At 69.1% G+C, this 25576-nt stretch carries 19 protein-coding genes; 10 read left to right on the top strand and 9 right to left on the bottom strand.

Annotated features, from left to right (window positions below; all coding sequences use genetic code 11):
* Window positions 1–29: 29 nt before the first annotated feature.
* From OG496_RS40790 to OG496_RS40820, 7 genes are all read left to right on the top strand, one after another.
* Window positions 30–1508: an effector-associated domain 2-containing protein gene (locus OG496_RS40790; protein ID WP_405974414.1), complete on the top strand. Its 1479-nt coding sequence runs from the start codon at window positions 30–32 to the stop codon at window positions 1506–1508.
* Entirely contained in the window at window positions 1505–2590 is a 1086-nt protein-coding gene (locus tag OG496_RS40795; protein WP_405974415.1) for a MoxR family ATPase, read from the top strand. The genes OG496_RS40790 and OG496_RS40795 overlap by 4 nt, the downstream gene beginning before the upstream one ends.
* Entirely contained in the window at window positions 2591–6895 is a 4305-nt protein-coding gene (gene fxsT, locus OG496_RS40800; RefSeq protein WP_405974416.1) for an FxSxx-COOH system tetratricopeptide repeat protein, read from the top strand. It begins immediately after the preceding gene.
* Window positions 6896–7471: 576 nt separating this feature from the next.
* Window positions 7472–9193, top strand: coding sequence for an aKG-HExxH-type peptide beta-hydroxylase (locus tag OG496_RS40805; protein WP_405974417.1), 1722 nt, complete (start codon window positions 7472–7474; stop codon window positions 9191–9193).
* A 110-nt stretch (window positions 9194–9303) separates the two neighbouring features.
* On the top strand, window positions 9304–11793 hold the full coding sequence (gene fxsT, locus OG496_RS40810) for an FxSxx-COOH system tetratricopeptide repeat protein (protein WP_405976811.1): 2490 nt from the start codon (window positions 9304–9306) through the stop codon (window positions 11791–11793).
* A gap of 238 nt (window positions 11794–12031) precedes the next feature.
* Window positions 12032–13120, top strand: a complete 1089-nt coding sequence (locus OG496_RS40815; RefSeq protein WP_405974418.1) for an alpha/beta fold hydrolase — start codon at window positions 12032–12034, stop codon at window positions 13118–13120.
* Window positions 13117–14271, top strand: coding sequence for a caspase family protein (locus OG496_RS40820; protein WP_405974419.1), 1155 nt, complete (start codon window positions 13117–13119; stop codon window positions 14269–14271). Before OG496_RS40815 ends, OG496_RS40820 begins: the two co-directional genes overlap by 4 nt.
* Window positions 14272–14303: 32 nt before the next feature.
* Here the strand turns inward: OG496_RS40820 and OG496_RS40825 are convergent, their stop codons facing one another.
* Together OG496_RS40825 and OG496_RS40830 are read right to left on the bottom strand one after the other, a co-directional pair.
* The gene (locus OG496_RS40825; protein WP_405974420.1) at window positions 14304–15203 is read right to left on the bottom strand and encodes a hypothetical protein; all 900 of its coding nucleotides are present in this window, start codon (window positions 15201–15203) and stop codon (window positions 14304–14306) included.
* Window positions 15200–16246, bottom strand: coding sequence for an SPFH domain-containing protein (locus OG496_RS40830; protein WP_405974421.1), 1047 nt, complete (start codon window positions 16244–16246; stop codon window positions 15200–15202). The genes OG496_RS40825 and OG496_RS40830 overlap by 4 nt, the downstream gene beginning before the upstream one ends.
* A 186-nt stretch (window positions 16247–16432) precedes the next feature.
* Between OG496_RS40830 and OG496_RS40835 the strand changes: the two genes are divergently transcribed.
* Both OG496_RS40835 and argF read left to right on the top strand, forming a co-directional pair.
* Window positions 16433–17656 carry an arginine deiminase gene (locus OG496_RS40835; RefSeq protein WP_405974422.1) on the top strand — a complete coding sequence of 408 codons (1224 nt, stop codon included), beginning with the start codon at window positions 16433–16435 and terminating at the stop codon, window positions 17654–17656.
* 97 nt (window positions 17657–17753) lie between these two features.
* Window positions 17754–18761 carry an ornithine carbamoyltransferase gene (gene argF, locus OG496_RS40840; protein WP_405974423.1) on the top strand — a complete coding sequence of 336 codons (1008 nt, stop codon included), beginning with the start codon at window positions 17754–17756 and terminating at the stop codon, window positions 18759–18761.
* A gap of 24 nt (window positions 18762–18785) precedes the next feature.
* On the opposite strand, the gene OG496_RS40845 is transcribed toward argF, so the two are convergent.
* From OG496_RS40845 to OG496_RS40870, 6 genes are all read right to left on the bottom strand, one after another.
* Complete coding sequence (locus tag OG496_RS40845; RefSeq protein ID WP_327400689.1) at window positions 18786–19241, bottom strand: ATP-binding protein; 456 nt, start codon at window positions 19239–19241, stop codon at window positions 18786–18788.
* A gap of 284 nt (window positions 19242–19525) precedes the next feature.
* The gene (locus tag OG496_RS40850; protein WP_405974424.1) at window positions 19526–20737 is read right to left on the bottom strand and encodes a sulfate adenylyltransferase subunit 1; all 1212 of its coding nucleotides are present in this window, start codon (window positions 20735–20737) and stop codon (window positions 19526–19528) included.
* Window positions 20738–20739: 2 nt separating this feature from the next.
* Window positions 20740–21660, bottom strand: coding sequence for a sulfate adenylyltransferase subunit CysD (cysD, locus tag OG496_RS40855; RefSeq protein ID WP_405974425.1), 921 nt, complete (start codon window positions 21658–21660; stop codon window positions 20740–20742).
* Entirely contained in the window at window positions 21657–22208 is a 552-nt protein-coding gene (gene cysC / locus OG496_RS40860) for an adenylyl-sulfate kinase (RefSeq protein ID WP_405974426.1), read from the bottom strand. The genes cysD and cysC overlap by 4 nt, the downstream gene beginning before the upstream one ends.
* A 105-nt stretch (window positions 22209–22313) precedes the next feature.
* Window positions 22314–23126 (bottom strand): PaaX family transcriptional regulator C-terminal domain-containing protein, encoded by an 813-nt coding sequence (locus tag OG496_RS40865; protein ID WP_405974427.1) that lies wholly within the window; start codon window positions 23124–23126, stop codon window positions 22314–22316.
* Between the two features lie 87 nt (window positions 23127–23213).
* Window positions 23214–23414 carry a DUF5999 family protein gene (locus OG496_RS40870; RefSeq protein ID WP_405864180.1) on the bottom strand — a complete coding sequence of 67 codons (201 nt, stop codon included), beginning with the start codon at window positions 23412–23414 and terminating at the stop codon, window positions 23214–23216.
* A 285-nt stretch (window positions 23415–23699) separates the two neighbouring features.
* Between OG496_RS40870 and OG496_RS40875 the strand changes: the two genes are divergently transcribed.
* The gene (locus tag OG496_RS40875; RefSeq protein ID WP_405974428.1) at window positions 23700–24131 is read left to right on the top strand and encodes a DUF6299 family protein; all 432 of its coding nucleotides are present in this window, start codon (window positions 23700–23702) and stop codon (window positions 24129–24131) included.
* A 90-nt stretch (window positions 24132–24221) separates the two neighbouring features.
* Here the strand turns inward: OG496_RS40875 and OG496_RS40880 are convergent, their stop codons facing one another.
* Window positions 24222–25367: a hypothetical protein gene (locus tag OG496_RS40880; protein ID WP_405974429.1), complete on the bottom strand. Its 1146-nt coding sequence runs from the start codon at window positions 25365–25367 to the stop codon at window positions 24222–24224.
* Between the last annotated feature and the right edge of the window lie 209 nt (window positions 25368–25576).

A 25576-nucleotide genomic window follows, 5' to 3' on the forward strand; every position in this document is an offset into this window, starting at 1 on the left:
GTGCGCCGGGCAGGGATTTACTGTTCCGTTTGACCGAGGCCCTGTGCGGGCTCGGTTGCCTGGAGGACCAGGCCGGCCGCACATATTTTGCGACGTTGCTCTCTGAGCAGTTGAATCTGCGCGTAGATCTCCGCGGTGTCAAACAGCGTGAGGATGTCATCGCCATGGCGCGAGCGGCGCTGAGCGTCGTCGCGGGAGAACGCGTCCTGATCGAAGTCGTCCGCGTCTTCGAGGGAGCTTCGGTCGCCGGCCGACTTGAGAAGCTGTTCATTCCGCCCGCGTCTCCAGTCATTGCTTCGCCGCTGTTCGGCCCGCTGACAGAGGACGACGTCGGCTCTGCCCTCGCCCTGCTGAGTGCCGCGGAGCCGAGGCTGTCCGCCATTGGGCTGCGGGACGGGCTTGCGGGCGAGCTCCATCTTGACCTGCCCTCACAACTGTCAGTGGTTCAGCTCTTCACCTATGTGCTGGAGCTGAACGTCCAGCCCGACGGACTGCCTCCCGCCGTTCTGCTGATGGAGCACGCGGCAGAGCAGTCCACGACCCCGGGCCGTAGGCTCGCGTTCTCTGCCTGGGCCCATGACTGGGCCGATCGCACCCGCTTGCTGGCGGAGCTTGAACGGCGCAGGTCGGAGCGGGCCGTTGTGACTGTGGACGCATCGATTCCCAGGTGCTTGGTCGTAGCTGTCGACCCGGCACGTGACGGCTCCGGAGACATCGTCGTCCGCCCGTGGCTGAACACCGTTCCCGGTCGTTGGCATCCTCAGCCGGCCGAACCCGAGACGACCGGTCTCGACGGACTGGGCCCGGCGGTCGAGCGCGCGCTGCGCCAAGTGGTCCGGCTGTCGCCGGGACGGCAGGAGCAGATTCCTGCGAGCGTGCGAGAGACGCCCCCTTACGTCGAGTTCTTGCTCCCCTACGATCTGCTCAACCACGACGTGGCCGGGTTGAAACTACGGTCCGGCGACGGAAAGCCCCTGCCCCTGGCACTGAAATGCGTAGTGCATCTGCGCAGCCTCGAACGGATGCGTACAGATGACTCGCTGGTCCGGACGCAATGGCTGGAACGCTGGAACACGTTGCAGCGACAGGGTATTGGGGTGCATGGCTGGCAGACGTGCGACGGCGACCACCTCGATGAATGGCTGGCCTCCCTGGCTGCTGAGCCGAGCCGCACGGCTGTGGTGATCGACGCACCTGACGGAGGAGCCTCGACGGATGCGCTCAAGGGGGCCATCGCGGAAGGAGTCGGTCTCGCGGTCTGGGACCGACGGGGTGAGTTCCTGGAAGAGCGACGGGAAGTCGTCACAGCCGTTTTCGCGGCCGTGCCGACGTCCGCACAACTTCCCATCGCCATCTATCGGCTGCGCCGCACGGCCGAACTCCATGTCGCCGGGCCCCTCTTGTTGGGGCGTCATATCGCGTTTCTCTGGGACGACCCGAACCGGCTTGTCGACATCCATGATTTCGACCACGGCGATCTCGCCGGTGAGGAAGAGGTATCGGCATGACCTCACAGGAGCAGGAAGTCCCGGATGGCTGGCGTGTGTTCCGTGCCACCGGACATACCACTGACGGTCCGCTGCCCCACCTGCCCAAGGCGCCTCCCTGGCGACAGTTCCGCGGCGGTCCACCCCAGCCGCTGCCGCCGGACGACGAGGAAGCCGCGCTGCGCCGACTGGGGCCGGGCAACGTGGTCCAGCAACTCGGGCCCGACGAGACCGACATCGTCAACGCGGCGCTGCTGCTGCGGCGGCCCCTGCTGATCACCGGACCCCCAGGGATAGGGAAGTCCACTCTCGCCTTTCTCATCGGACGGGAACTCGGCCTGGGCCGCGTCCTCGAATGGAACATCGTCAGCCGCACCACATTGCGCGACGGACTCCACACGTATGACGCGCTGGGGCGAGCGCAGGCCATCGCCGCCTGGCGGGCCGGACTTCGGGAAGCAACCGGCACCGGACCTGGCGAAGACGCCGACGGATCAGCAGCGCCATCCTCACGTGGTCGTCAACGGACGCCTGCTCTGGGGGAGTTCATCACCCTCGGCGCTCTGGGCACAGCCCTGCTGCCCTACGAACGGCCCCGTGTCCTGCTCGTGGACGAGCTGGACAAGAGCGACATCGACCTCCCCAACGACCTGTTGCACGTCCTGGAGAACGGCAGCTACGAGATCCCGGAGCTGGTGCGTGATGCCGCTGATTCGGCCTGCGTACACACCAGCGATCCCGGTGGCCATGCCGTCGTTCGGGAGGGCCGGGTGGAGTGCCGGGAATTCCCTGTCGTGGTGATCACCAGCAACGGAGAGAGGGAGTTCCCGGCGGCGTTCCGCAGGCGGTGCCTGCCGCTGGAGATGCAGCCACCCACACGGGAGCAGTTGCTGGCCATTGTGGAGAGTCACCTGAGGGAGCGCCCTGAAGGAACGGAACGTCTGGTGGACGAGTACATCCGCCGGGTACGGAGCGGAGGGACTCATTCGCTCGACCAGTTGCTGAACGCCGTGCGGTTGACCACGTTGGGTGGTTTCCAGGCCGACGCGGACGGGCGTAAGCTCATGGAAATGCTGCTCCGCGACCTCGCGAAGGGCCGCTGAATGACCGGCTTTCACCGGGAGCGGGCACCTGCGCCCGACGATCTCAGTGCGGATGCGGGAGAACCCCCGCAAGAACTGCGAGAGATGTCGGACTCGTTCATGGACCGCTCAGACTCCACCACCCCGCACTGGCAGGAGCTGGCAGACGCGGTTTGGCTGAGCGCGTACTGGCACCGCACGGGACGGCGAGCTCCGCCGAGTCCGGTGGAGACCACCGAAGAAAGCGAACCGAGCAGCGGGACACCCCCGCCGTCGCCGCTCGGAGAACGCCCCGAGCCCCCGGGCGACGACAATCCGCCGGTCTCCCGGCCGTTACCCGCGCCGGATCCGGAAGGACCCGATCAAGTACACCTGGGGCGGCCCGTACTGCCACGTCCGGACAGCACACCTGGGTCGGGACGCCAGTCCGCACGGTTGGCTCGCGCACTGCACCGGCTGGCGCGTCGTGTGCCGTCACCTACCGTCGTGGAACTGGACGAAGAGGCCACAGCCGAGCGGGGAGTGTCGGACGAGCTGTGGATGCCGTGGTTCCGGCCTGCCTCCTCGACGGCGTTCGATCTGGTTCTGCTGGTCGACGGCGCCCCCACCATGGCGATCTGGCGCGAATCCACGGCGGACCTGTCCCTCGCCGCGGAACACTGCGGCGCCTTCCGAGCCGTACGGGTCGTGGGGCTGGACGTGCCCCGCGACGGGCAGCCGACACTACGCTGGGGCGCCGGACGGACCACTGCCGACCTGGGGGAAATCCTCAGCGGGAGAGGAGACCGGGTCTTCCTGGTCGTCACGGACGGTCTGGGACACAGCTGGGCCGGACCCGCCGCCGACCTACTGCTCGAACGCCTCGGCAGGGCAGGCCCGACGGCAGTCCTGCATCTGCTGCCGCCCTACGTGCGGCACCGGTCCTCCCTGTATCCGTACCGCGCGATGCTGGAGGCCGGGGGACCTGGAGCGCCCAACCGGCGTCTTGGAGTACGGCCGCCGTGGGACGGCCCCGATCCCATGCGGCCTCTGCCCGAGCACCAGGACACAACCGTGCCCGTCCCGGTGCTGTCCCTGAAGCCGGGATCCATCGTCGCGTGGGCCGAACTCGTCACCGGAGAGCCGGGAGTACGCCGCGAACTTCCCACAGTGCTGGCCGGCACGCTCGCGAAAGGAGCACCGGCACCGGGCCTGCGCGCGCCACGCCATCCCCGTGGGGCCGCTGCCGCGGTACGCCGCTTCTTCACTCTGGCCACGCCGACGGCCCGCCGACTTGCCACTCAACTGGCCGCCGTTCCCTTCGAGTTCGATCTCATAGACGAACTCCGCAGGCGGACGTTGCCCGACAGCGCGCCTGAGCATTTGGCCGAGATCATCATGGGCGGCCTGATTGACTGGGGTGGCTTCGGCACCGAACCCGAATTCGCCGATGGAGTACGGGAAGCGCTTCTCGCCACGACGACCCGCTCTCACCTGGCCGCGATTGTCAGCATCCTCGGAGAGCTGCCCGCGGCCGGCGCACGAGGTGTCGCGCTGCGTGCCGCCCTGCGTGATCCAGCGGGAACCACCTTGCCCGACCCCAGTGCCCGTGGCTGGCACCATTCCGAACTGGCCGTCATGCGCGCGCTGTCGGGGCCGTATTCCGAGCGGGCTCGTCGGATAGAGGAGATCATCCCGGCCGTTGACGGCACCCCGTCGGCGTCGGCCCGACTTCAGGATGACGCACCGTCAAGCGGGGCGTCACGCGAAGACGGACACGGAGCGCGTACCGACCGAACTGGGAACCCCACGGAGGCACGGCCAGGCATGGAAATGAAGTCGATGGGAGAGTCCGCCCTTCTGGTGAACGTTCCGCTGCGGAATACGTCCTTCGTGGGCCGCGCAGCGCTGCTTCAGGCAGTCGAGGGCCAGCTCGGGGACCAGGACACAGCGGCTGTGCTGCCGCACGCGCTGCACGGAATGGGAGGCGTGGGAAAGTCGCAGCTGGCGCTGGAATACGTGTACCGCCATCAGCAGGACTACAAGGTGATCTGCTGGATCCCGGCCGAGCGGGACAGCCTCATCCTGACGGCCCTCGCCGGCCTGGCCGGGCGTCTGCGGCTCCCCCTCGCGGGGGAGGACGGTGGCGCGCCTGCCGCCAACACGGCCGTGCCAGCTGTCCTTGAGGCGCTGCGCACGGGAGTCCCGTACGACAACTGGCTGTTGATCTTCGACAACGCCGAGGACGTCGAGGCGGTACGGAGCTACTTCCCCACGAACGGTCCGGGAAAGATCATCGTCACGTCCCGCAACCGTGAGTGGGAGCGCGTGGCGACCCCTCTGCCAGTGAACGTGTTCGAGCGGGAGGAGTCGATTGAACTCCTCCAGAAGCGCTCTCCGGACCTGTCCGAACTCGACGCCGACCGGCTCGCGTCGGCTCTGGGGGACCTGCCGCTCGCTGTGGAGCAGGCGGGTGCCTGGCGCGCGGTCACGGGAATGCTCGTCGACGACTACCTCGAACTGCTGAACCGGCGCAGCCCCGAAATCCTTCACCTCGACCCGGCTCCTGACTATCCGGTCTCCGTCGCGGCGGCGTGGGACATCTCGCTGGAACGGATCAAGGAGAACAGTCCCGGGGCTCGCGAACTCCTCGACATCTGTGCCTGCATGGCTCCTGAGCCGGTCCCGCTCTCCATGCTGCGCAAGGGCCGCGGCATCGACATCACACCCGAGGTCGACCCCATCCTGCGCGAGTCGATCAAACTGAGCCGGGCCATCCGCGACTTGACCAGGTTCTCTCTGGTGAAGCTGGACCTCCGGTTCGACACGTTGCAGATGCACCGGCTGCTGCAGAACGTGCTCCTGGCCAAACTGGGTCCCGACGAGCATGAGCGCATGCGGAACGCGGCTCATCAGCTCCTGTCGGCGGCCAAACCCGGCCACTACGCCTCGTCCAGGGAGTGGCCCGCATATCAGGCACTGCTGCCGCACGTGCTGAGCTCTCAGGCGGAGACCAGTACGCACGGGTACGTGCGCGACCTGGTCTACGACACCGTGCTGTTCCTCTACTACTGGGGCGATCACCCCAATGCCGTCGACTTGGCGCGGCAGGCCTACAAGGCCTGGCACGCCGCGTCAGGTGAGGAGAACATTCACGTCATCCGCATTTCGAAGATCCTGGCGTTCCTGTTACGTGTTGTGGGCGAGGCCGGAGAGTCCATCCCCCTCAACGAGACGGCGCTGGAGGTCTCGCGCCGGGTGGACGTCGACCCGGAGGACCTCATCGACTCGATGATCGAACTGGCCGACGCGCGACGCTACCAGGGCAGGTTCGCGGAAGCGCGAGATCTCGGAAAAGAAGCCACCGAATGGGCCCGTACCGAACTCGGCCCCTATGACCAGGTCACGTTACGGGCCGCGCACAGCTGGGGAGTTGACCTACGGCTGTGCGGCCAGTTCAGTGAGGCCCTTCCGAAGGACCAGGAGACGGCGCGGCTGCGGGAGGAACTGTTCGGCCCCGCCAGCTCGCTGACGCTCAACACCCTCAACGGTGTCGCCATCGATATGCGAGAGAGCGGCGACTACCCCGCCGCCCGCGATTTCCTGGAGGGCGTCTACCGCCAGGCGATTGCCTCGCTCGGCGAGGAAAACCCTCTGACACTGCGCATCGCGGGCAATCTCGCGGTCTGCCGGCGCCGTGACGGGGCGATCGCCGACGCAGCCAAGCTCGCCGAGCAGGTACTGCGCCACTTGGAGACCGCCTACGGCCCGGATCACACCGACACGATGTCGACCGCAATCAATGTCACCGTGGACCGCCGAGTCGCCGGCGATCTCGACGGTTCTCGATGGCTTGGCGAGGACACGGTACGTCGCCTCACCCGACGATACGGTGAGGACCACGGGCACACCTTGCTGGCCAAGGCGAATCTCGCTGCCACGCTGCAGAAACTCGATGATCTCGACGCCGCCCAGCGGCTTGAGGACGCTGCGGCCCGCAGACTCGCCGAGGTGGTCGGGCCCCACCACGTGACCACCCTGACGGTCAACCTGGGCAGAGCCAACGTGGCCTTCGCCCGCTTCGACTTCACACAGGCACACGAGATCGACCTGGCCAACTTGCCGCTGTTGACCGAGGTCGCAGGCGAGAACCACCCACTGACCCTGTCCTGCGCCGCGAACCTCGCCCTGGATCTTCGCGGCCTGGGCCGTGGTGCTGAGGCGGACGACATGGAGCGCAGGGCGCTGGAGGGATTCACGCGGGTGGTGCGTGAGGATCATCCCTGGCTCCAGAAGGTTCGACTGCGCCAACGCATCCAGTGCGACTTGGCGCCCATGCCGCTGTGACAGGTCCGGCGACGGCCTCCGGCCGCTGTTTCGAGCCCCGAACCAGCTGGTGTTCCATCCGTACGAGAAGGTGTGTTCCCACGCTGACGGCACCTTGGGCAACGAGGCGAACTGCGAGTGGTTCTACGCCCACTGGACGAGTCGCGGAAGCCTCGGAGAGGCGTGCGTAATCCTGTGCAATGATCTGGCGGGGCTTCGCCGCAATGCAACCCAATGCACCGGCACAGGTGGCCCGTACACCGCCTTGAGAACGAAAGGGGAGGCACCTTGCACCGGCCGCTGACCCATGTGCCCGATATCCAAGTCACCGCTGGTGAAAGGGTTTCCGGTGTCGGAGCTCCGGTCTGGGAGTCGGATCTGGCCGACCTCGCGCATCTGCCTCTCACCGCCTTCGACACCTTGAAGCCGCTCGGCCGCACCGATCGACTCCTGGCAGAAGTCCTGCGTCCACGCAGCAGCATGCGGGGCGGTGGCGAGCCGGGGAGAGCGGAGTAGGGGTGCAGTCCCCCCGACCCTCACACGAGGAGCGGATCGTTCCTTCCGCCTGATCGTACGTACCACGGAGGTTCTCCGGGAATGACCACCGAGCAGCTCCGGCCTCCGTTGCGTATGCCCGACCATCTTTTCGCCGAACTCGCCACCGGTGGCGGTTCGTCCGAGGCCCTGGCCTTCCTCGAACGCGGCGAACGAGTGCGGCGGCTCCTTCTGCTGCGCACCCTGCAGAAGCACCTCGAATCCCTGCCGACTCCGCTCACCCCGCACTCCGAAGCGTGGCGAGTCCTCTGGGAGGCGGCCGACAAGGCCCCCGAAGAGGTCGAGCGGCTCATCCTGGCTCCCCAGGTGGGGAGTTGGGTGGCCCATATCCTGCGACGCCTCCATGGCGCCTCGGAAGGGCCGCCTCTGTGGGCGGAAGCCGGCCGACTGGCGGCGCTGGCCGTCACGGCGGCTCTCTGCGCTCGCACCGAGGCGGATCTCCTGGTCCCGCTCACTGACGGCGCGCTGCACCTTCCCGGCCTGGGAATGGCTCAACTCGCCTCCGTTGAAGCCGGGTTGACAATCGGTACGGCGCAGACGCATGACGGCGAGCTGACCTTGACGCTCCGCGGACCCGCCGGCTCGGAAACCTCCAGCCCGAGCGCCGTGCTCACCTGCCACCCCTTGACAGCTCCGGTGCGAGGGGCGACCGATGTCGTCGGCACCGGTACGCGCTGGATCCCACTGCGCACGCTCACCTACTCTGCCCTCTCGCGCGTCATCGACATCCCGCTCGACGACCTGGATCCCTATCGTGATCTGGACGAGCCCATCGCTCCGGCCCGGCTCGACGCCGATGAGGCTGCCGTGTGGCAGGCGATGTTCGACGAAGCCGCCGGATACGTCACCGGAGCGAACGAGGAGTCAGGGCTGGGCCGACTTGATCCGACAGTCATCCGGGCCGTTGTCCCATGGGGGCGAACGAGCAGTACACCCCCGCCGCCACCGGACGTGCGGGTCTCCGCTACCAGCGGTGACTCGTACGGCTCCATGGTGATTGCCCGGCCTTCTTCCTCACTCGCTCTCGCCGAGGCCTTTGTCCACGAGTTCCAGCACAGCAAACTGGCCGCGTTGCTGCACCTGTTCCCGCTCCTCGACGACGACCGCGAGGAGTGCTACTACGCACCGTGGCGAGCCGATCCACGCCACCTCACGGGGCTCCTGCACGGCGCCTATGCGTTCATCGGAGTCGCCGGCTTCTGGCGGGAACAGCTGGCGGACCCGGAGCACGCCGAGACAGCTGCGTACCATTTCGCCCTGCGTCGGCTGCAGGGCCGACTTGTTGTACGCACTTTGCTGGGGAGCGGCAGGCTCACGGATGAGGGATGTGTGCTCGTCGCAGGGCTGGCCAGGACTCTCGACGGCTGGCTGCGCGAACCCGTCGACCGGTCGGCCCTTGAGCGGGCCCGTACGGCGGCCGCGCTGCACCGTACCGAATGGCGACTGCGGAACGTCGTGCCGGGCTTCACGGCGGGGGACGATCGGGCTGCCCTTCGCTTCCGTACCGACCGCGAGTCCTGGCCCGACGTGCGTACCTACGCGTTCGCCGACCGCCCGCGGTCGCCCTTCACGGCTGACGAGCATCTGGCAGCCGGGGACCCGGCCGCCGCATTCGTCCGGTACGCCGAGGTGCTGGATGCCGATCCGGCCGAACCGCACGCCCTCGCGGGCTGGATCGTCGCCCGCGCGGCCCTCGACCCGGGCCGCGCGTCCCGCCATATGCTGGCCCGCCCGGAATTGCTCCGGCGACAGCACAGAGACTGACGGCTCCTTCCTGCTCTGATAACCCGTGACCGTTCCGAGGAGTCCCGGTGGCTGAGCCCCCCATGACGAGCACCGCGACCGGAACACCCGCAAGCGGAGCACCGGCTGTCATGGTGAACGTTCCGCTGCGGAACACGTCGTTCGTGGGGCGGACGGCGCTCCTTCAGGCCGTGGAGGACCTGCTGGGTGCCCGGGACACCGTGGCGGTCCTGCCGCATGCGCTGCACGGCCTGGGCGGAGTGGGCAAGTCTCAACTCGCCCTGGAATACGTGTATCGCCATCAGCGGGACTACAAGTTGATCTGCTGGATCCCGGCTGAACGGGAAAGCCTGATCCTGACGGCGCTCGCCGGCCTGGCCGTGCGTCTGCGGCTCACCCCCGCGGGGCAGGACGGCGGTGGTGCGCCTGCTGCCGACACGGCCGTACCCGCGGTCCTCGAAGCGTTGAGCACAGGAGTGTCGTACGACAACTGGCTGCTGATCTTCGACAACGCCGAGAACGTCGAGGTGGTCCGCACCTACTTCCCGGCCAACGGTCCGGGAAAGATCATCGTCACGTCGCGCAACCCGGACTGGGAACGCGTGGCGACGCCGCTGCCGGTGAACGTGTTCGAGCGGGAGGAGTCGATCGAGCTGCTCCGGAAGCGCTCCCCGGACCTCTCCCCGGCCGACGCCGACCTGCTTGCCGCGGCCCTGGGGGACCTGCCGCTCGCCGTCGAGCAGGCAGGGGCCTGGCGCGCGGTCACGGGAATGCTCGTCGGGGAATATCTCGAACTGCTGGAGCAGCGCAGCCCCGAAATCCTTCAGCTCGACCCGGCCCCTGACTATCCGGTCTCCGTCGCGGCGGCCTGGGACATCTCGCTGGGGCGAATCAAGGAGAACAACCCGGGAGCGCGTGACCTCCTCGACATCTGCGCCTGTATGGCTCCCGAACCTGTCCCGCTCTCGATGCTGCGGAAGAGCCGGGGAATCGACATCACGCCCAACGTCGACCCCATTCTGGGCGAGGCGATCCAACTGAGCCGGGCCATCCGTGCCCTGACCCAGTTCTCCTTGGTGAGGCTGGACCTTCGAACCGACACCCTGCAGATGCACCGGCTGCTGCAGAACGTGCTCCTGGCCAAACTGGGTCCCGACGAGCATGAGCGCATGCGGAACGCAGCCCACCAGCTGCTGTCGGCGGCCAAACCCGGCCACTATGCCTCGTCCCAGGAATGGCCCGCTTACCAGGCGTTGCTGCCGCATGTGCTGAGTTCCCAGGCCGTGACGAGCACGGACACGTTCGTCCGTGAACTGGTCTACGACACTGCGCTCTTCCTCTACTACTGGGGTAACCACACGGGCGCCGCCGACCTCGCGCGGCAGACCTACACCGCGTGGCTCGCCGCATCGGGCGAGGAGAACATTCACGTCATTCGTATTTCGAAGATCCTTGCGTTCCTGTTGCGCGTCGTCGGTGAGGCCGACGAATCCATCCGGCTCAACGAGGAGGCACTGGAGCTCTCGCGCCGCGTGGACGTCGCGCCGGAGGACCTCATCGACTCCATGATCGAGCTGGCTGACGCGCGGCGCTTCCAGGGCAGGTTCGCCGAGGCCCGCGCCCTGGGGCAGGAGGCCACCGAATGGGCCACCTCCCAGTTGGGACCGGAGGACTCGATCACGCTGCGGGCCGCACACAGTTGGGGTGTGGACCTGCGCCTGTGCGGTCAGGTCCGTGAGGCGCTGCCCATGGACGAGGAGACGGCGCGGCTTCGTGAGGAAGTGTTCGGTCCTGCCAGCTCTCTGACGCTCAACACGCTCAACGGTCTGGCGATCGACATGCGTGAGACAGGCGACTACCCAGCCGCTCGCGACTTCCAGGAGGACGTCTACCGCCGGGCGCGAGCCGCGCTGGGTGACGACAGTCCTCTGACCCTCAACATCGCCGGGACTCTGGCAGTCTGCCGACGCCGCGACGGCGCGATCACCGACGCGACCGAGCTGTCCGAAATGACGCTTAACAGGTTCGTGACCGGCTACGGCCCCGACCACCCCGGCAGCCTCTCCACGGCGATCAACGTCAGCATCGACCGGCGTCTCACCGGAGACCTCGAAGGCTCGCGCCGGCTGGGCGAGGACACGGTGGATCGCTGTGCGAAGCGCTTCGGTCCCGATCATGTCTACACCCTGCTCATGAAGGCCAATCTGGCAGCCACGCTGCGTGCGCTCAGGGAACTCGCCGCCGCGCAGCAAGTCCAGGACGACGCTGCGGCCAGGCTCGCCCGGGCGGTCGGCCACCGCCATGTGACGACGCTGACTGTCGCGCTCGGTCAGGCGAACACGGCGTACGCGCAACTGGACTTCGACCGGGCCCACGAGATCGACGCGGCCCATCTCCCGCTGCTGACCGAGACGGCGGGAGATGATCACCCGGTCACCCTGTCCTGTGTTTCGAACCTGGCTCTCGATCTGAGGCGGTTGGGCCGCGGCGAAGAGGCGGACGAGATGGAGCGGCGAGCAGTGGAGGGGTTCACGCGAGTGGTCCGGGAAGATCACCCCTGGCTTCTCGCCGCCCGTCGGCGTCGACGGATCGAGTGCGACATCGCGCCCTTGCCGCTGTAGCCGTCCCCGGCGGCGATGGCATGGCGTCCGAACCGGCGAGCGTTGCGTGTTCAGGTGCTCCCCAATTGCCCCAGGATATGGGTTACTTGGTGTCGCGACGACAGTTGACTGCGCCTGGCGGCAGGACGTCGGCGCCATCGGGGGGCACATGACGGCGGTTGTCTTCATCCACGGGACAGGGGTCCGCGAGCCGGGCTTTTCGGCACTCGCGGGGCGAGTCGCGGCAGGGTTGTCCGCGGTGCGAGACGGGTTGCGCATCGTGCCGTACTACTGGGGAGGCGCACACGGTGCCACGCTCGCGGCGGGCGGGGCGAGTCTGCCGACGCATCCGGGAGGCACCGCGCGTGGCCTGGCCGATACCTCGGGCGGATGGGCTGCTGAGGAAGAAACGGCTGCTGCCTGGGCCATCCTCTATTCCGATCCGTACGTCGAACTCGCCCTCGCTGCCGGAGGCGTGCAGACGCCCGGCGAACGCCCGCCCGGCTTCGTCCCGCCGCAGCGGGAGCTGCAGACACGGCTGACCATGCTCGCCGCGCGAGGTGACGTGGCTGCCGCAGAACTCGGCCCCGGCCTGGCTCGTGCCGCCACGGACCTGGCTGCCCATCCGCTGCTGGGTCTCGCCGCCGACACCCTGGACCCGGGTGACCTGGCGATCCTCGCCGCACGTAGCTTGGTCGCCCAAGTCATTGTCGACGCGCTCGACGCCGACGCGCCGTTCGTGCCGACCGGGGAGACGCGGGACACCGTCGTCGACCGGCTCGCGGAAGTCCTCGGAGCAGCGCCCCGAGGAACGGAACGGGGAGTGCGCTCCCTGCTGTTGCGGGGTGCGGGCGCCGCCGCTTCCCGTGCGGTCGTACGCCGCAGACGCGCCCTCACCGAGGCCGCGCATCCCGCCGCCGGGGACGTCCTGCGTTACCTCAGCCACGGGGAGGCGGTCCGCAACGACCTGCGTACGCTCGTCGCAGGCATGGAAGCGCCCGTGGTATTGGTCGGTCACAGTCTTGGAGGCGTCATCGCCCTGGATACTCTGATCTCGGTCCGGCTTCCGCAGGTCCGGCGGCTGGTGACGGTCGGCTCCCAGGGACCCTTCCTGTACGAGTCCGGCTCGCTGCCCTCCCTCGAACATCCCGCCCCTCTTCCGCCGTACGTACCCGAGTGGCTGAATCTGTACGATCCCCGTGACCTGCTCGGATACCTCGGCGAGGGGCTGTTCCCCGGCCGTGTCACGGATGTCGCCGTCGACAGCAAGCAGCCCTTTCCGGCGGCCCACAGCGCGTACTGGACCAATCCGGCGGTCTACCGGCACATCGTGGACCGTCTGCCGTGACGGGCTCGATCGTCACGTCGCACGGGTCCGTGACCGTCCCGTCGGTCGACCCGGCTCGAGTGCACGCCCTGATCGTCGGCATCGAGGCCTACGACGCGGGGGACGGTTGGAATCTGCCAGGGGCCGCCCGGGACGCTGTCGCCCTGCACCGGCTGCTGCGTGCCACGGGGGTGCCGGAGACCCAACTCCGGCTCCACCTGGCCCCGCTGCCGACATATGTCCCTGAAGTGCCGTACGCCCCAGCCGACCAGGCCACCCTGCGCCGAGTCCTTGTTCGCGAGCTGTCGCCGGTCCACGGCGACGTGCTCTGGGTGTGGTGGGGCGGGCACGGTGTCCTCGACCGATCCGACCGCTTGCGGCTGTTCTGCGCGGACGCCACCACCGCCGACAAGCTGGGCATCGACCTGGACTCGGCGCTCGCCCGGTACGCCAGTGACGCGGTGCCCGCTCTCACTGACCAACTGTGGATTGTCGATGCCTGCGAGACGTTCGAGGAGGACCTCGCATTCAGGGAGCAACTGCCGCCCGACGCACTGCCGATGGGGCGGCGTACGCTCGTGCACCGGCAGATCCTGCTTCGGGCCGCGGGCCGCGGACGAGCCGCCGCCAACGACCCGTCGCGCGGTACCGGGCTCTTCTCCGACATCCTTCTGGGCCTGCTCGCGGAACGCGCTGCCGCCCTGCCCGCGCTGCCTGATCCGGAGGAACTGTTTCCCGCCGTGCGGGCTCGCACAGCGGCCCTCAGGGAAACCGGCAGGACTCTGCAGTGTCCCGAGATCAGGCTGCAAAGCCCTGAACGCACCGAGATCCTGGCACCGGTGAGCGAGGACGTGGGGGAGCGGTCGGCCTCGCCGCTGCAACGAGCCGTTGATGCCCTGCTCGCCTATCCGTTGATGAACGATCCCGTCGAGAGGCAGACGGTGATCGGTGCGCTGAATCCTCAGACCGCCGGAACACTGCCGCGTCATACTAGGGCCCGCACTGATGTCGCGGGCATCCTCACCGGACTCGTCCGACACCATCCGGGAGCTCTGTGGGAGTTCTTCGACGCGGTGGTTTCCGTCGATGACCACCCCGACCGCAGGCGCGAACTCGCCCAGGCACTAGGCGAGTTCGAGACCGCGGTCGGAAGCGCGCATCGACGCTGGTGACCTGCCCAGCAAGTGCGCACGCGAGTCGTGGCTCACCCCACCAACCGCAACCGTTCCTCACAAACCCCCACCCGAACCCCCTGCCCCCAAGTCAACTCCACCGCATCCCCCTCCATCCCATCCCCGAACACAACCAACTCCTCCGACTCAACGGTGAGTTGAAGCCCCGCCGACCCACTCAACTCCCCCGAGACCAGCGACGTCCCGGTGACAGGCGACGGCCACGCCTCCCGTACGAACCACACCAACCTGTCCTCCGAGGGGTGTGGCAGGGACAGCGCACTGCCCCGTTCCTGCCACACCGACCGGAGCCACCCCGTGGCCCCGGTGCCCGTTCCCACGAGCACCCCGGAGGACGCCTGGGCCTCGACGACACCCCCGTCGCCCTCCAGACCCAGGCGGTATCGGGCCGTCTGATGACCGACGGCTCCCAGATAGATCTCGTTGAGCGCGACCAGTCGCTGTGTGTCGTCGGCGACGGCCTCGACCATGGTCAGTTCGTCCACACCGGTACCCGCCGCGTGCGCCGAGGACAGCAGCGTGGCCGCGGCCGACGGACGGTGTCGTACCAGGACGCCCGGGTTGCGGCCGGGGTCGGTGTCGAAGCCCAACACCGGTTGCCCGGCGAGGTACTTGGCGACGTTCGCGACCAGCCCGTCCTGCCCGACGACGAGCACCATGTCCTCCGGCGCGAACAGGAACCGGTCCAAGTCGGCCCGCTCGACCTGGGTCTGACGCCAGGTCAGGGGGATCGCCGACGACACCTCGGCCAGCGCCCGTCGGGTCCGGCGGTGCCGTTCGGCGACCTCCTCGATGTCCCGGCCCCGCGACCGGAGGAAGTACGCGGCCTGGCCGTGCGTCCCGTGCCGGGCGACCAACTCCTCGTACTCCGTGGTCCGGTGGACGAGGACGGTCCGCGGCGCGAGACTCACGCGCCGACCTCGCCGCCACCGGCACCGAGCCTGCTGAGCAGCCCCGTCAGTACGTCCGGCGAGATCGTCACGCTGTCGATGTTCGGCAGGTTCTCCGCGAGCCGTGTCCCGGTGAGCGCGTTCAGGGTCGCCACGTCGACGTCGGCGTGCACCCGCAGCCACGCCGCCTGGGCGTGGGCCCGCGCGTCACCGACCTCGCGCGCACCCTCGGCCTCGGCACGGGCCAGCCGTACGGAACGTGCCGCCTCGGCGTCGGCGAGCCGTACCGTACGCGTGGCCTCCGCCTCGGCCCGGACGCCGTCCGCGGCCGCGTGCTCCTCGGCCTCGCGGCGGGTGTTCGTGCCTCGCTGGTCGACCAACTGCTCCTCGCGGCGGGCGAGTTCGATCTGGCTGTCGAGTTCGTTCTCGGCGATCGCGCGCTCCCGTTCGACGGCGACGGCCCGGCGTTCGTAGGTGGCCTTGTCCGCCTCCTGCTGGATCTGTTCGCGGGCCGGGGTGCGCAGTGCCCGTTCCACCTCGGGCTCGGGGCGGATGGCCATCACGCGGACGGCGACCACCTCGATGCCGGTGGCCGGGAGGCGGGGTTCGGCGCCCAGGCCCGCCGCGATCCGTTCCCTTACCGCCGTCACCCCGTCGACCAGCGCCGCCGCGAGGGGAGTTCGGGCGAGCACGGCCAACGCGTGCTGCTGAGCCGTCTCGGTCAGCAGGGTGCCCAACTGCTCAAGAGGTGCCCCTCGCCACACGCCCGTGTCCGGGTCGACGGAGAAGTCGAGGCGGGCGGAGGCCAGGGCCGGGTCGCTGATGCGGTAGGTGACGGTCGCCTGGACCGCCACGTCCTGGAAGTCGGACGTACGGGCGTGGAAGGTCATGGCCAACTCCCGGTCGTCGACCGGCACTTCGGAGAGCGCGGCGGTCAACGCGCGGAACCAGAAGCTGAGTCCGGGCCCGTCGTGCAGCAGCTTGCCCGAGCGGTGGTGCCGGATGTGCGCCGTAGGAGCCCCGCGCAGGTGGCGCCAGCCCAGGCGCCGGGTGATGTCGGCCATCAGAGTCCCTCAGATCCCGTCAGTTCCCGTGGGATCCGGTCAGACCCCGCATCGATCTCGTCAGTAAGACGATAATCGCGCGGCCCACTTGTCGTCAAGGGGACGAAAATGAATGGCGGTACGGGAAGCGGTGGCGGTATGTGAAGTAAGGGGGTGAACCCGGCCCCGGACGGTCAGGATGGAGGCATGGCACTCCATGTCGACTCCGAGACCGGGCGGCTCCGCCGCGTCATCCTGCACCGGCCGGATCTGGAGCTCAAAAGGCTCACCCCCAGCAACAAGGACGCCCTCCTCTTCGACGACGTGCTCTGGGTGCGCCGGGCGCGCGCCGAGCACGACGGCTTCGCGGACGTGCTGCGCGACCGGGGCGTCGCCGTCCACCTCTTCGGCGACCTGCTCGCCGAGTCCCTGGCGATCCCGGCGGCCCGCGCGCTCGTCCTGGACCGCGTCTTCGACGAGAAGGAGTACGGCCCCCTCGCCACCGACCACCTCCGCGCGGCCTTCGAGGCCCTGCCCGCACCCGAACTGGCCGAGGCGCTCGTCGGCGGCATGACCAAGCGGGAGTTCCTGGAAGCCCACGCGGAGCCGACCTCCGTCCGCTTCCACGTCATGGACCTCGACGACTTCCTCCTCGCCCCCCTCCCCAACCACCTCTTCACCCGCGACACCTCCGCCTGGATCTACGACGGCGTCGCCGTCAACGCCATGCGCTGGCCGGCCCGGCAGCGCGAGACCGTCCACTTCGAGGCGATCTACCGGCACCACCCGCTCTTCCGCGCCGAGAAGTTCCACGTCTGGTCCGAGGGGCAGGCCGACTACCCCTCCACCATCGAGGGCGGGGACGTGCTCGTCATCGGGAACGGCGCGGTGCTCATCGGCATGAGCGAGCGCACCACCCCGCAGGCCGTCGAGATGCTCGCGCACAAGCTGTTCGCCGAGGGCTCCGCGCAGACGATCGTGGCGCTCGACATCCCCAAGCAGCGCGCCTTCATGCACCTCGACACGGTGATGACGATGGTCGACGGCGACACCTTCACCCAGTACGGGGGGCTCGGCATGCTCCGGTCGTACACGATCGAACCGGGCGTCGGCGACAAGGAGTTGAAGGTCACCGACCATCCGCCGGAGCACATGCACCGCGCGATCGCCGCCGCCCTCGGGCTGGACGGGATCCGCGTCCTGACCGCCACCCAGGACGTGCACGCGGCGGCGCGCGAGCAGTGGGACGACGGCTGCAACGTCCTCGCCGTCGAGCCCGGCGTCGTCGTCGCCTACGAGCGCAACGCCACCACCAACACGTATCTGCGCAAGCAGGGCATCGAGGTGATCGAGATCCCGGGGAGCGAGCTGGGCCGGGGGCGGGGCGGGCCGCGCTGTATGAGCTGCCCGGTGGAACGGGACGCCGTATAGCGAGACGGCGGGCGAGCTGACGTATAGAAATTCGAGGTATCGTATAGAATTCCAAAAAGCATCTGATCCCCTGTACCCGCACCGATGGAGCGCCCCCATGGCGACAGTCCCGACCGCCCTCGCCGGCCGCCACTTCCTCAAGGAGCTGGACTTCTCCGAGGAGGAGTTCCGCGGTCTGATCGAGCTGGCCGCCGAGCTGAAGGCCGCCAAGAAGGCCGGGGGCGAGGCGCGGTATCTGTCGGGCAGGAACATCGCGCTCATCTTCGAGAAGACCTCGACGCGCACGCGCTGCGCGTTCGAGGTCGCCGCGGCCGACCAGGGCGCCTCGACGACCTACCTCGACCCGTCGGGCTCACAGATCGGGCACAAGGAGTCGGTGAAGGACACCGCGCGCGTGCTCGGTCGTATGTTCGACGGCATCGAGTACCGCGGGGACAGTCAGGCGGCCGTGGAAGAGCTGGGCGCGTACGCGGGTGTGCCCGTGTACAACGGCCTCACCGACGACTGGCACCCCACTCAGATGCTCGCCGACGTGCTCACCATGACCGAGCACAGCGCCAAGCCGCTGAAGCGGATCGCCTTCGCCTACCTCGGCGACGCGCGCTTCAACATGGGCAACTCCTACCTGGTCACCGGCGCGCTGCTCGGCATGGACGTACGGATCGTCGCCCCGAAGTCGTACTGGCCCGCCGAGGAGATCGTCACCGCCGCCCGCGCGCTCGCGGAGCGCAGCGGTGCGCGCATCACGCTCACCGAGGGGATCGAGGAGGGGGTGGCGGGCGCCGACTTCGTCGTCACCGACGTGTGGGTCTCCATGGGCGAGCCCAAACAGGTCTGGGACGAGCGGATCACGGCCCTCGCGCCGTACGCCGTGACCATGGACGTCCTGCGGGCCACCGGCAACCCGGACGTCAAGTTCCTGCACTGCCTGCCGGCCTTCCACGACCTCGGTACCAAGGTCGGCCGCGAGATATACGAGACCCACGGTCTCGACTCGCTGGAGGTCACGGACGAGGTCTTCGAATCCGCCCACTCGGTCGTCTTCGACCAGGCGGAGAACCGACTGCACACGATCAAGGCCGTGCTCGTGGCCACACTGGCCTGACCGGCGCGTACGCCGCCCGGCGGCCTATCCCGCCGGACGCCACTGCTCCGGTACGACGGGCAGCCTGAACCACACCGCCTTGCCGGACTCGGTCGGGCGGTGGCCGCACGACGAGCTGAGGGCGCGGATCAGCAGCAGGCCGCGCCCGTGCTCCTGCCAGGGGTCGGGGTCCTCCTCGGCGGGCTTGGTCAGAGTCGCGGGCGGCTCCGGGTCGGGGTCGTGCACCTCGACCTGGCAGCCGGTGGGCAGCAGCTCGACGACGAGCTCTATGGGGGCGTCACCGGCGGTGTGCTCCACAGCGTTCGCGACCAGCTCTGCCGTCAGCAGCTCCGCGGTGTCGCTGTCGGCCGTGTACTTCACCTCGGACAGAGCCGTACGGACCAGTGCGCGGGCCACCGGCACGGCCGCGGCGGTGTGCGGCAGTGCGATGCGCCAGGAGGCGGAGGCGGAAGGGCGTTCTTGCAAGGCGGGTCCGTTCATGGAGCAGGCTGTCCTGCTTTCAACTATATGAATGGTACGGCGCCCTTTGTCAGGGTCTCTCGACGGGCACCGCCCGGGACCTTTGGCCCCGTGTCGAGCGGCATACCCCGTTCAACGGGCACTTCCGCACAGCTGCTCCCGTTGTTACCGCGCTATTGACGACTCGTGACGGACGCGACGGCAACAGGTCATTTCGACGGGCTGTTCCGGCCGGGCATGCGAACGCCCTCGGACCCCGTCCGAAACGGGGCCCGAGGGCGTTCTGCGGTCTCTGCGGGCGAGGATCAGGCCAGGTCGGCCATCCCCGCGGTGAGCGTCGCGCCGTCCGCCGGGTCGATCACCAGGAACGCGCCCGTGCGGCGCGAGACCGCGTAGTCGTCCAGCGCGAGCGGCTCGGCGGTGCGCAGGGTGATCCGGCCCAGGTCGTTCGCGGTCAGCTCGGCCGCGCCGGCGAGGTCCTTGACGATCGCCTTGACCGTCCGGGTCGTGTGCCGCACCAGCACCCGGTCACCGACCCGCACCGGCCGGTCCGCCAGATGGCAAACGGCGGCCCGCACGTCCTGCGTGAGCGTGGGCGCGTCGGCCCCGGCGGTGATCATGTCGCCGCGTGACACGTCCCGTTGATCCGCGAGCCGCAGACTGACCGACTGCGGCGCGTACGCCACCTCGGCCTCGGTGCCGAGCACGGAGATCCCGGTGATCTCGGAACTCTCACCGGAGGGATGCACCGTCACCCGGTCACCGACGCGCAGCGAACCGGACACCAACTGGCCCGCGTACCAACGGACTTCACCGTCCCGGATGACGTACTGCACCGGGAAACGGGGCGGTGCGTCGGACGGGTCCGCGCCGACCGGCACCTCCTCCAGGAACTCCAGCAGCGCCGGACCCTCGTACCAGTCCATGTGTGCCGAACGGTCCACAACGTTGTCGCCGACCAGCGCCGACACCGGGATCGGCGTGACGGAAGGCAGCCCCAACTCGGCCGCGTGGCCCGCGAATTCCTCGACGATCCGCTCGAACACCGGCTGCCCGTACCCGACCAGGTCCATCTTGTTGACGGCCAGGACGACGTTGGGCACCCGCAGCAGCGCGGCAACTGCGGCGTGCCGCAAGGTCTGTTCGACGACACCGTTGCGCGCGTCGACCAGGATGATCGCCAGCTCGGCGGTGGAGGCGCCGGTGACCATGTTGCGGGTGTACTGCACATGGCCCGGGGTGTCGGCGAGGATGAACCGCCTGCGAGGGGTGGCGAAGTAGCGGTACGCCACGTCGATGGTGATGCCCTGTTCCCGCTCGGCGCGCAGCCCGTCCGTGAGCAGGGCGAGGTCGGGAGCGTTCTGACCGCGATCGGCCGACACCCGCTCCACGGCGGCCAGTTGATCGGTCAGCACCGACTTGGAGTCGTGCAACAGCCGCCCTACGAGCGTGGACTTGCCGTCGTCGACCGAACCGGCCGTCGCGAACCGCAGCGTGTCGATGGTGATGGTGCTCATGGCTAGAAGTACCCCTCGCGCTTGCGGTCTTCCATCGCGGCCTCGGACATCTTGTCGTCGGCGCGCGTCGCGCCCCGCTCGGTGACCCGGGAGGCGGCGATCTCGGTGATGACCTGCTCCAGCGTGGCGGCGTCGGAGTCGACGGCACCGGTGCAGGACATGTCACCGACGGTCCGGTACCGCACCTGGCGCTTCTCGACGGTCTCGCCCGCCTTCGGGCCGCCCCACTCACCGGCGGTCAGCCACATGCCACCGCGCGCGAACACCTCGCGGTAGTGGGCGAAGTAGATCTGCGGGAGGTCGATGCCCTCGCGGGCGATGTACTGCCAGACGTCCAGCTCGGTCCAGTTGGAGAGCGGGAACACGCGGACGTGTTCGCCGGGTGCGTGCCGGCCGTTGTAGAGGTTCCACAGCTCGGGGCGTTGCCGGCGCGGGTCCCACTGCGAGAACTCGTCGCGCAGCGAGAACACCCGCTCCTTGGCGCGCGCCTTCTCCTCGTCCCTACGACCACCACCGAACACGGCGTCAAAGCGCTCGGACTGGATCCTCTCCGTCAACGGCACGGTCTGGAGCGGGTTGCGGGTCCCGTCGGGGCGTTCGCGCAGCACACCGCGGTCGATGTAGTCCTGTACGGAGGCCACATGGAGCCGCAGCCCATGTGTGGCGACCACACGGTCCCGGTACTCAAGGACCTCGGGGAAGTTGTGTCCGGTGTCCACATGCAGCAGCGAGAACGGCACCGGCGCGGGCGCGAACGCCTTCAACGCCAGATGCAGCATGACGATCGAGTCCTTGCCGCCGGAGAACAGCACCACCGGCCGCTCGAACTCACCCGCCACCTCACGGAAGATGTGCACCGCCTCCGACTCAAGCGCGTCCAGGTGGGAGAGCGTGAAGGCTTCTGTGCTCGTCACCGCGCTCATACCAACCCCCGCTCGGACAGCACCGCGTACACCGCGTCCGCCGACTCCCGCGGGCTCTGTGTCTGCGTCGGCAGGGTGAGCGCCGGGTCCGTGGGCGGCTCGTACGGGTCGTCGACGCCGGTCAGGCCGGTGAGGTGACCCGCGGCCTGGCGGGCGTAGAGGCCCTTCACGTCGCGCTCGCCGCACACCTCGACGGGGGTCGCGACATGCACCTCGATGTACGGCGTCCCGCTCGCCTCGTGGCGCTTGCGGACGGCCTCGCGGCTGTCGGCGTAGGGGGCGATGACCGGGACGACGGAGAGCACGCCGTTGCGCGCGAGCACCTCGGAGACGAGGCCGATGCGCTGGACGTTGGTGTTGCGGTCCTCGCGGGAGAAGCCGAGGCCGGCCGAGAGGAAGCGGCGTACCTCGTCGCCGTCGAGGACCTCCACGCGATGTCCCTCGGCTCTCAGCCGCTCCCCGAGATGCTGGGCGATCGTCGTCTTACCCGCGCTCGGCAGTCCGGTGAGCCAGACGGTGGCTCCCTGAGCCCTTGCCGTGGTGGTCATGCGCAACAGTCCTCTTTCTTACCCGACGAGCGACGTCGTCGAAGGCTAGGTAAGAACTCTGAGAGGACCTGCTAAGGAACCTGAGGTTTGCCTGAGTAGCCGCCGTCACACGCCCGCGAACGCCGCCCCCGCGTCCCGCAGCCGCTCGTGCAGCGCCCGGAACACCTCGGCCGAGCGGGCGCCCGGCCAGTCCCGGGGGAGCAGGCTCGCGGGCAGTCCTGGGTCGGCGTAGGGGAGGTGGCGCCAGGAGTCCAGGGCGAGGAGGTAGTCGCGGTAGGCGTCCTCGGGCGGGGTGTCCGCGCGCTGCTCCCAGGCGTGCAGCACGGGCGCGTGGCGGTCCAGGAACGCCTGGTGCTGGGCGGCGATCGCGGGCAGGTCCCACCAGCGGGCCACGGCCTCGGCGGTCGCCGCGAAGCCGAGGTGCTCACCGCGGAAGAAGTCGACGTACGGGTCGAAGTGCAGCCGTTGGAGGATGTGCCGGGCCTCCTCGTACAGGCGGGCGGGTGCGATCCAGACGCCCGGGGCGGCGGTGCCGAAGCCGAGGCCGGACAGGCGGGAGCGCAGGACGTGCCGCTTCTGGCGCTCGGACTCGGGTACGGAGAACACCGCGAGCACCCAGCCCTCGTCCTCCGGGGGCGTGGTCGCGTAGACGCGGCGGTCGCCGTCGTCGAGCAACTGCCGTGCCTCGGGCGAGAGTTGGTACCCGGCGGCGCCTTCTGCCGTACGGGCGGGCAGGAGCAGCCCGCGCCGTTTGAGGCGGGACACCGACGAGCGCACGGAGGGCGCGTCGACACCGGCCGCTGCCAGGAGCCGGATCAGTTCCGCGACCGGAACCGGGCCGGGCACGAAGCGGCCGTACGCGCCGTAGAGCGTGACGATGAGAGACCGTGGAGCATGCTGGTCGGACACGTTGATCATCTTAGGCCGACGGCATCGCTGCTGGTCACCTCGGGTGCGTAACCTGAACTTTCACGGTCCGCAGGTCACCGCGAGGGGCGGGAACGGTCAGGCGGCGACGGCGAGTCGGTCCGCCGGTACCCGGTGCGGGGCGACGATCCGGCCGTCGGGGAGAACGGCGCCCAGGTCGTCGAAGACGATCGCGCCGTCGCACAGCAGCGTCCAGCCCTGTTCGGGGTGGGCGGAGACGATGTGCGGGGTGGTGGTCTCGGTGTCGGTCACGGGGCACGAGGACTGGTGGGAACACATGGCGTACCTCCACGTCGGATGCGATCCGTTCCGGCGGCTCCGTCACCGCCCGCATCGCATATACAGACCATCCTCCCGGCGCGAACTCATCGGAACAGCCCGCTGTGAAGCGTGACAACACGCGGACAACACTCGGACGGTTCCACGACGCTCGGTGCGGACCCGCCATCTAAGGAGTGACGGTCGCGACGCTCGGTGCGGACTCGCCACCGAAGGAGTGAGGGTCACGGGAGTCGGGGCCGTCGCCCGGTACCAGTGGAGGTCCCGACTCCAGGAGGTACTCCCATGTCCCTGCGTTCCGTCCTCGGTACGGCGGCCGGTGCCGCGCTGCTCCTGCTGACCGCCACCCCCGCCGCGACCGCGTCCGCCGCCCCGTACGAGACGGTGACGGTCGACCCCACGGGCACGATCGCCCCGGACGGCACCGTCACCCTCTCCGGCACCTACCGCTGTCTCGGCAACGCGGGTGCCGCCTTCGTCAGTTCCTCCGTCAGCCAGAACGACCCCAAGGTCCGGCACGGCATCGGCGGCACCCGCGCGGTCTGTGACGGCATGGAGCACACCTGGCAGAACTCGGGCAAGCCGTCGTCCGACCCGCTCACTCCCGGCGCGGCCCAGGTCGAGGCCACCGTGATGGAACTCTCCGCCTCCGGCGGCCTGCCCCTGCCGCGCTTCCACGCGGTACAGCGCCAGGACGTCACCCTCATGGAGAGCTGAGCCCGCGGTCGGCGCCGCCGCACCCTGAAGCCCGCTCCACGACTCCGGCCCGTCCCCAAGTGGGGGCGGGCCGGAGGGAGTTCGGAGCCGTCAGTGCTGGGTGTTGCTCGCCCAGATCGCGGTCGAGCCGCCCGAGTAGATCACCATGTTGCCGTCACCCTGGAGGCGGAGGATCGAGCCGTCGTGGCCCTGGGTCTGGCTGGCCCAGACGGCGCGGTTGTCGGAGGTGTAGACGACGAGGTTGCCGTCCGCCTGGAACACCGCGTGGTAGTTGGAACCGAAGGTCATGGTGGCCCAACGGGCCTTGTTGTTCTCGTCGTAGAGGACGAAGTTGCCGTCGGTCTGCATACGCAGCCGGGCCTTCTTCGCGTTGATGGACTGGCCCGCCTTCAGCACCCGGGTGGCGGTGACGAGGACGTCCGACGGGTACGAGGACTTGGACGTCGTGGTGGTGGTGCTCGATTTCGTCCCGGACTTGGTCGTCGTGGACTTCTTCGTCGCCTTCGCCGTCGGCTTCTTCGTCTTCTTGACCGTCGTCGGCTCGCTCACCGGCTGCGCGACGGTCGTCTTGCCCGACGAGGTCTTGTGCGGTGTGGCGATCTTCGGCGTGGCGTGCCCGGTGGGGGCGGACGGGGTGCCCGAGGCGTACGCCCCGGCGCCCGGCGTCGACGCGCCGTCGCCGAGAATCGTGCCCGCCTGGTCGGCGACCACCCGGTCGTGGCTCTCCGGCGTCCGGTCCCGGCTCATCAGCAGCCCCGGTACGGCGATCAGCAGCGCGCCCAGCACGGCCGCACCGGCCAGCAGCGGGCGGCCCGGACGGCCGACGGACGCGGCCGCCGTGCTTCCGGGGGTCGGACCGTCGCCCTCGGGCATGCTCGCGGCCAGCGCCCCGGCGGGCGCCTCGGCCTCCGCCTCCTGCCGCGCCGACCTGGTGGCGGCCGCGGACTCCGGGCCGGCCGGCCCCGCGGGTTCGTCCGGCGTACGGCCGCGACCGGCGAGCGCCTCGGCCTCTGCCGCCGATGTCGCGGGACGACTCAGCTCCGCGGCGACGGCCTCCGCCGAGAGTTCGGCCGCGACGGACTCCGCGGAGACGGCCCCGGGGGACCCGACCGAACCGGCAGCCCCTGAACGGGACTTGGGTGCCTCGCCCGCCGTACTCCCTGCCGTGCTCGCCGCCGCCGATTCACCGGTCGCCGATGCCGCCGCCGTCGCTTCCCCGGCCGAGGCACCCGTCACAGAGCTTTCTGCCGCGTTCTCTGCCGCCGTTTTCCGCGCGGCCGGTCCGGTTCGGTCTGTCATCCGCCCTGTCCGCTCTCATTCGCCCAGCAGTTCGTCGTACGTCTGTGTGCGCAATCCTATTCACGTCTCTTCACGCGCATGCGCCAACAGCGGTTCCTTTCACCGGAGTTAACAATCGTCACGCACAAGCCCCGGTGCTGGTACGG

Origin of the sequence: Streptomyces sp. NBC_00988 (genome assembly GCF_045162645.1) — a bacterium.
Taxonomy (GTDB): Bacteria; Actinomycetota; Actinomycetes; order Streptomycetales; family Streptomycetaceae; genus Streptomyces.

Excerpts from the sequence above, each read along its gene's own strand:
- OG496_RS40845 (WP_327400689.1), bottom strand. The coding sequence starts at position 19,241 with ATGAACGGACCCGCCTTGCAAGAACGCCCTTCCGCCTCCGCCTCCTGG.
- OG496_RS40805 (WP_405974417.1), top strand. The coding sequence starts at position 7,472 with ATGACCACCGAGCAGCTCCGGCCTCCGTTGCGTATGCCCGACCATCTT.
- OG496_RS40795 (WP_405974415.1), top strand. The coding sequence starts at position 1,505 with ATGACCTCACAGGAGCAGGAAGTCCCGGATGGCTGGCGTGTGTTCCGT.
- OG496_RS40830 (WP_405974421.1), bottom strand. The coding sequence starts at position 16,246 with ATGGCCGACATCACCCGGCGCCTGGGCTGGCGCCACCTGCGCGGGGCT.
- OG496_RS40850 (WP_405974424.1), bottom strand. The coding sequence starts at position 20,737 with ATGAGCACCATCACCATCGACACGCTGCGGTTCGCGACGGCCGGTTCG.
- OG496_RS40875 (WP_405974428.1), top strand. The coding sequence starts at position 23,700 with ATGTCCCTGCGTTCCGTCCTCGGTACGGCGGCCGGTGCCGCGCTGCTC.
- fxsT (WP_405974416.1), top strand. The coding sequence starts at position 2,591 with ATGACCGGCTTTCACCGGGAGCGGGCACCTGCGCCCGACGATCTCAGT.
- OG496_RS40835 (WP_405974422.1), top strand. The coding sequence starts at position 16,433 with ATGGCACTCCATGTCGACTCCGAGACCGGGCGGCTCCGCCGCGTCATC.
- cysD (WP_405974425.1), bottom strand. The coding sequence starts at position 21,660 with ATGAGCGCGGTGACGAGCACAGAAGCCTTCACGCTCTCCCACCTGGAC.
- fxsT (WP_405976811.1), top strand. The coding sequence starts at position 9,304 with ATGGTGAACGTTCCGCTGCGGAACACGTCGTTCGTGGGGCGGACGGCG.
- OG496_RS40870 (WP_405864180.1), bottom strand. The coding sequence starts at position 23,414 with ATGTGTTCCCACCAGTCCTCGTGCCCCGTGACCGACACCGAGACCACC.
- cysC (WP_405974426.1), bottom strand. The coding sequence starts at position 22,208 with ATGACCACCACGGCAAGGGCTCAGGGAGCCACCGTCTGGCTCACCGGA.
- argF (WP_405974423.1), top strand. The coding sequence starts at position 17,754 with ATGGCGACAGTCCCGACCGCCCTCGCCGGCCGCCACTTCCTCAAGGAG.
- OG496_RS40865 (WP_405974427.1), bottom strand. The coding sequence starts at position 23,126 with ATGATCAACGTGTCCGACCAGCATGCTCCACGGTCTCTCATCGTCACG.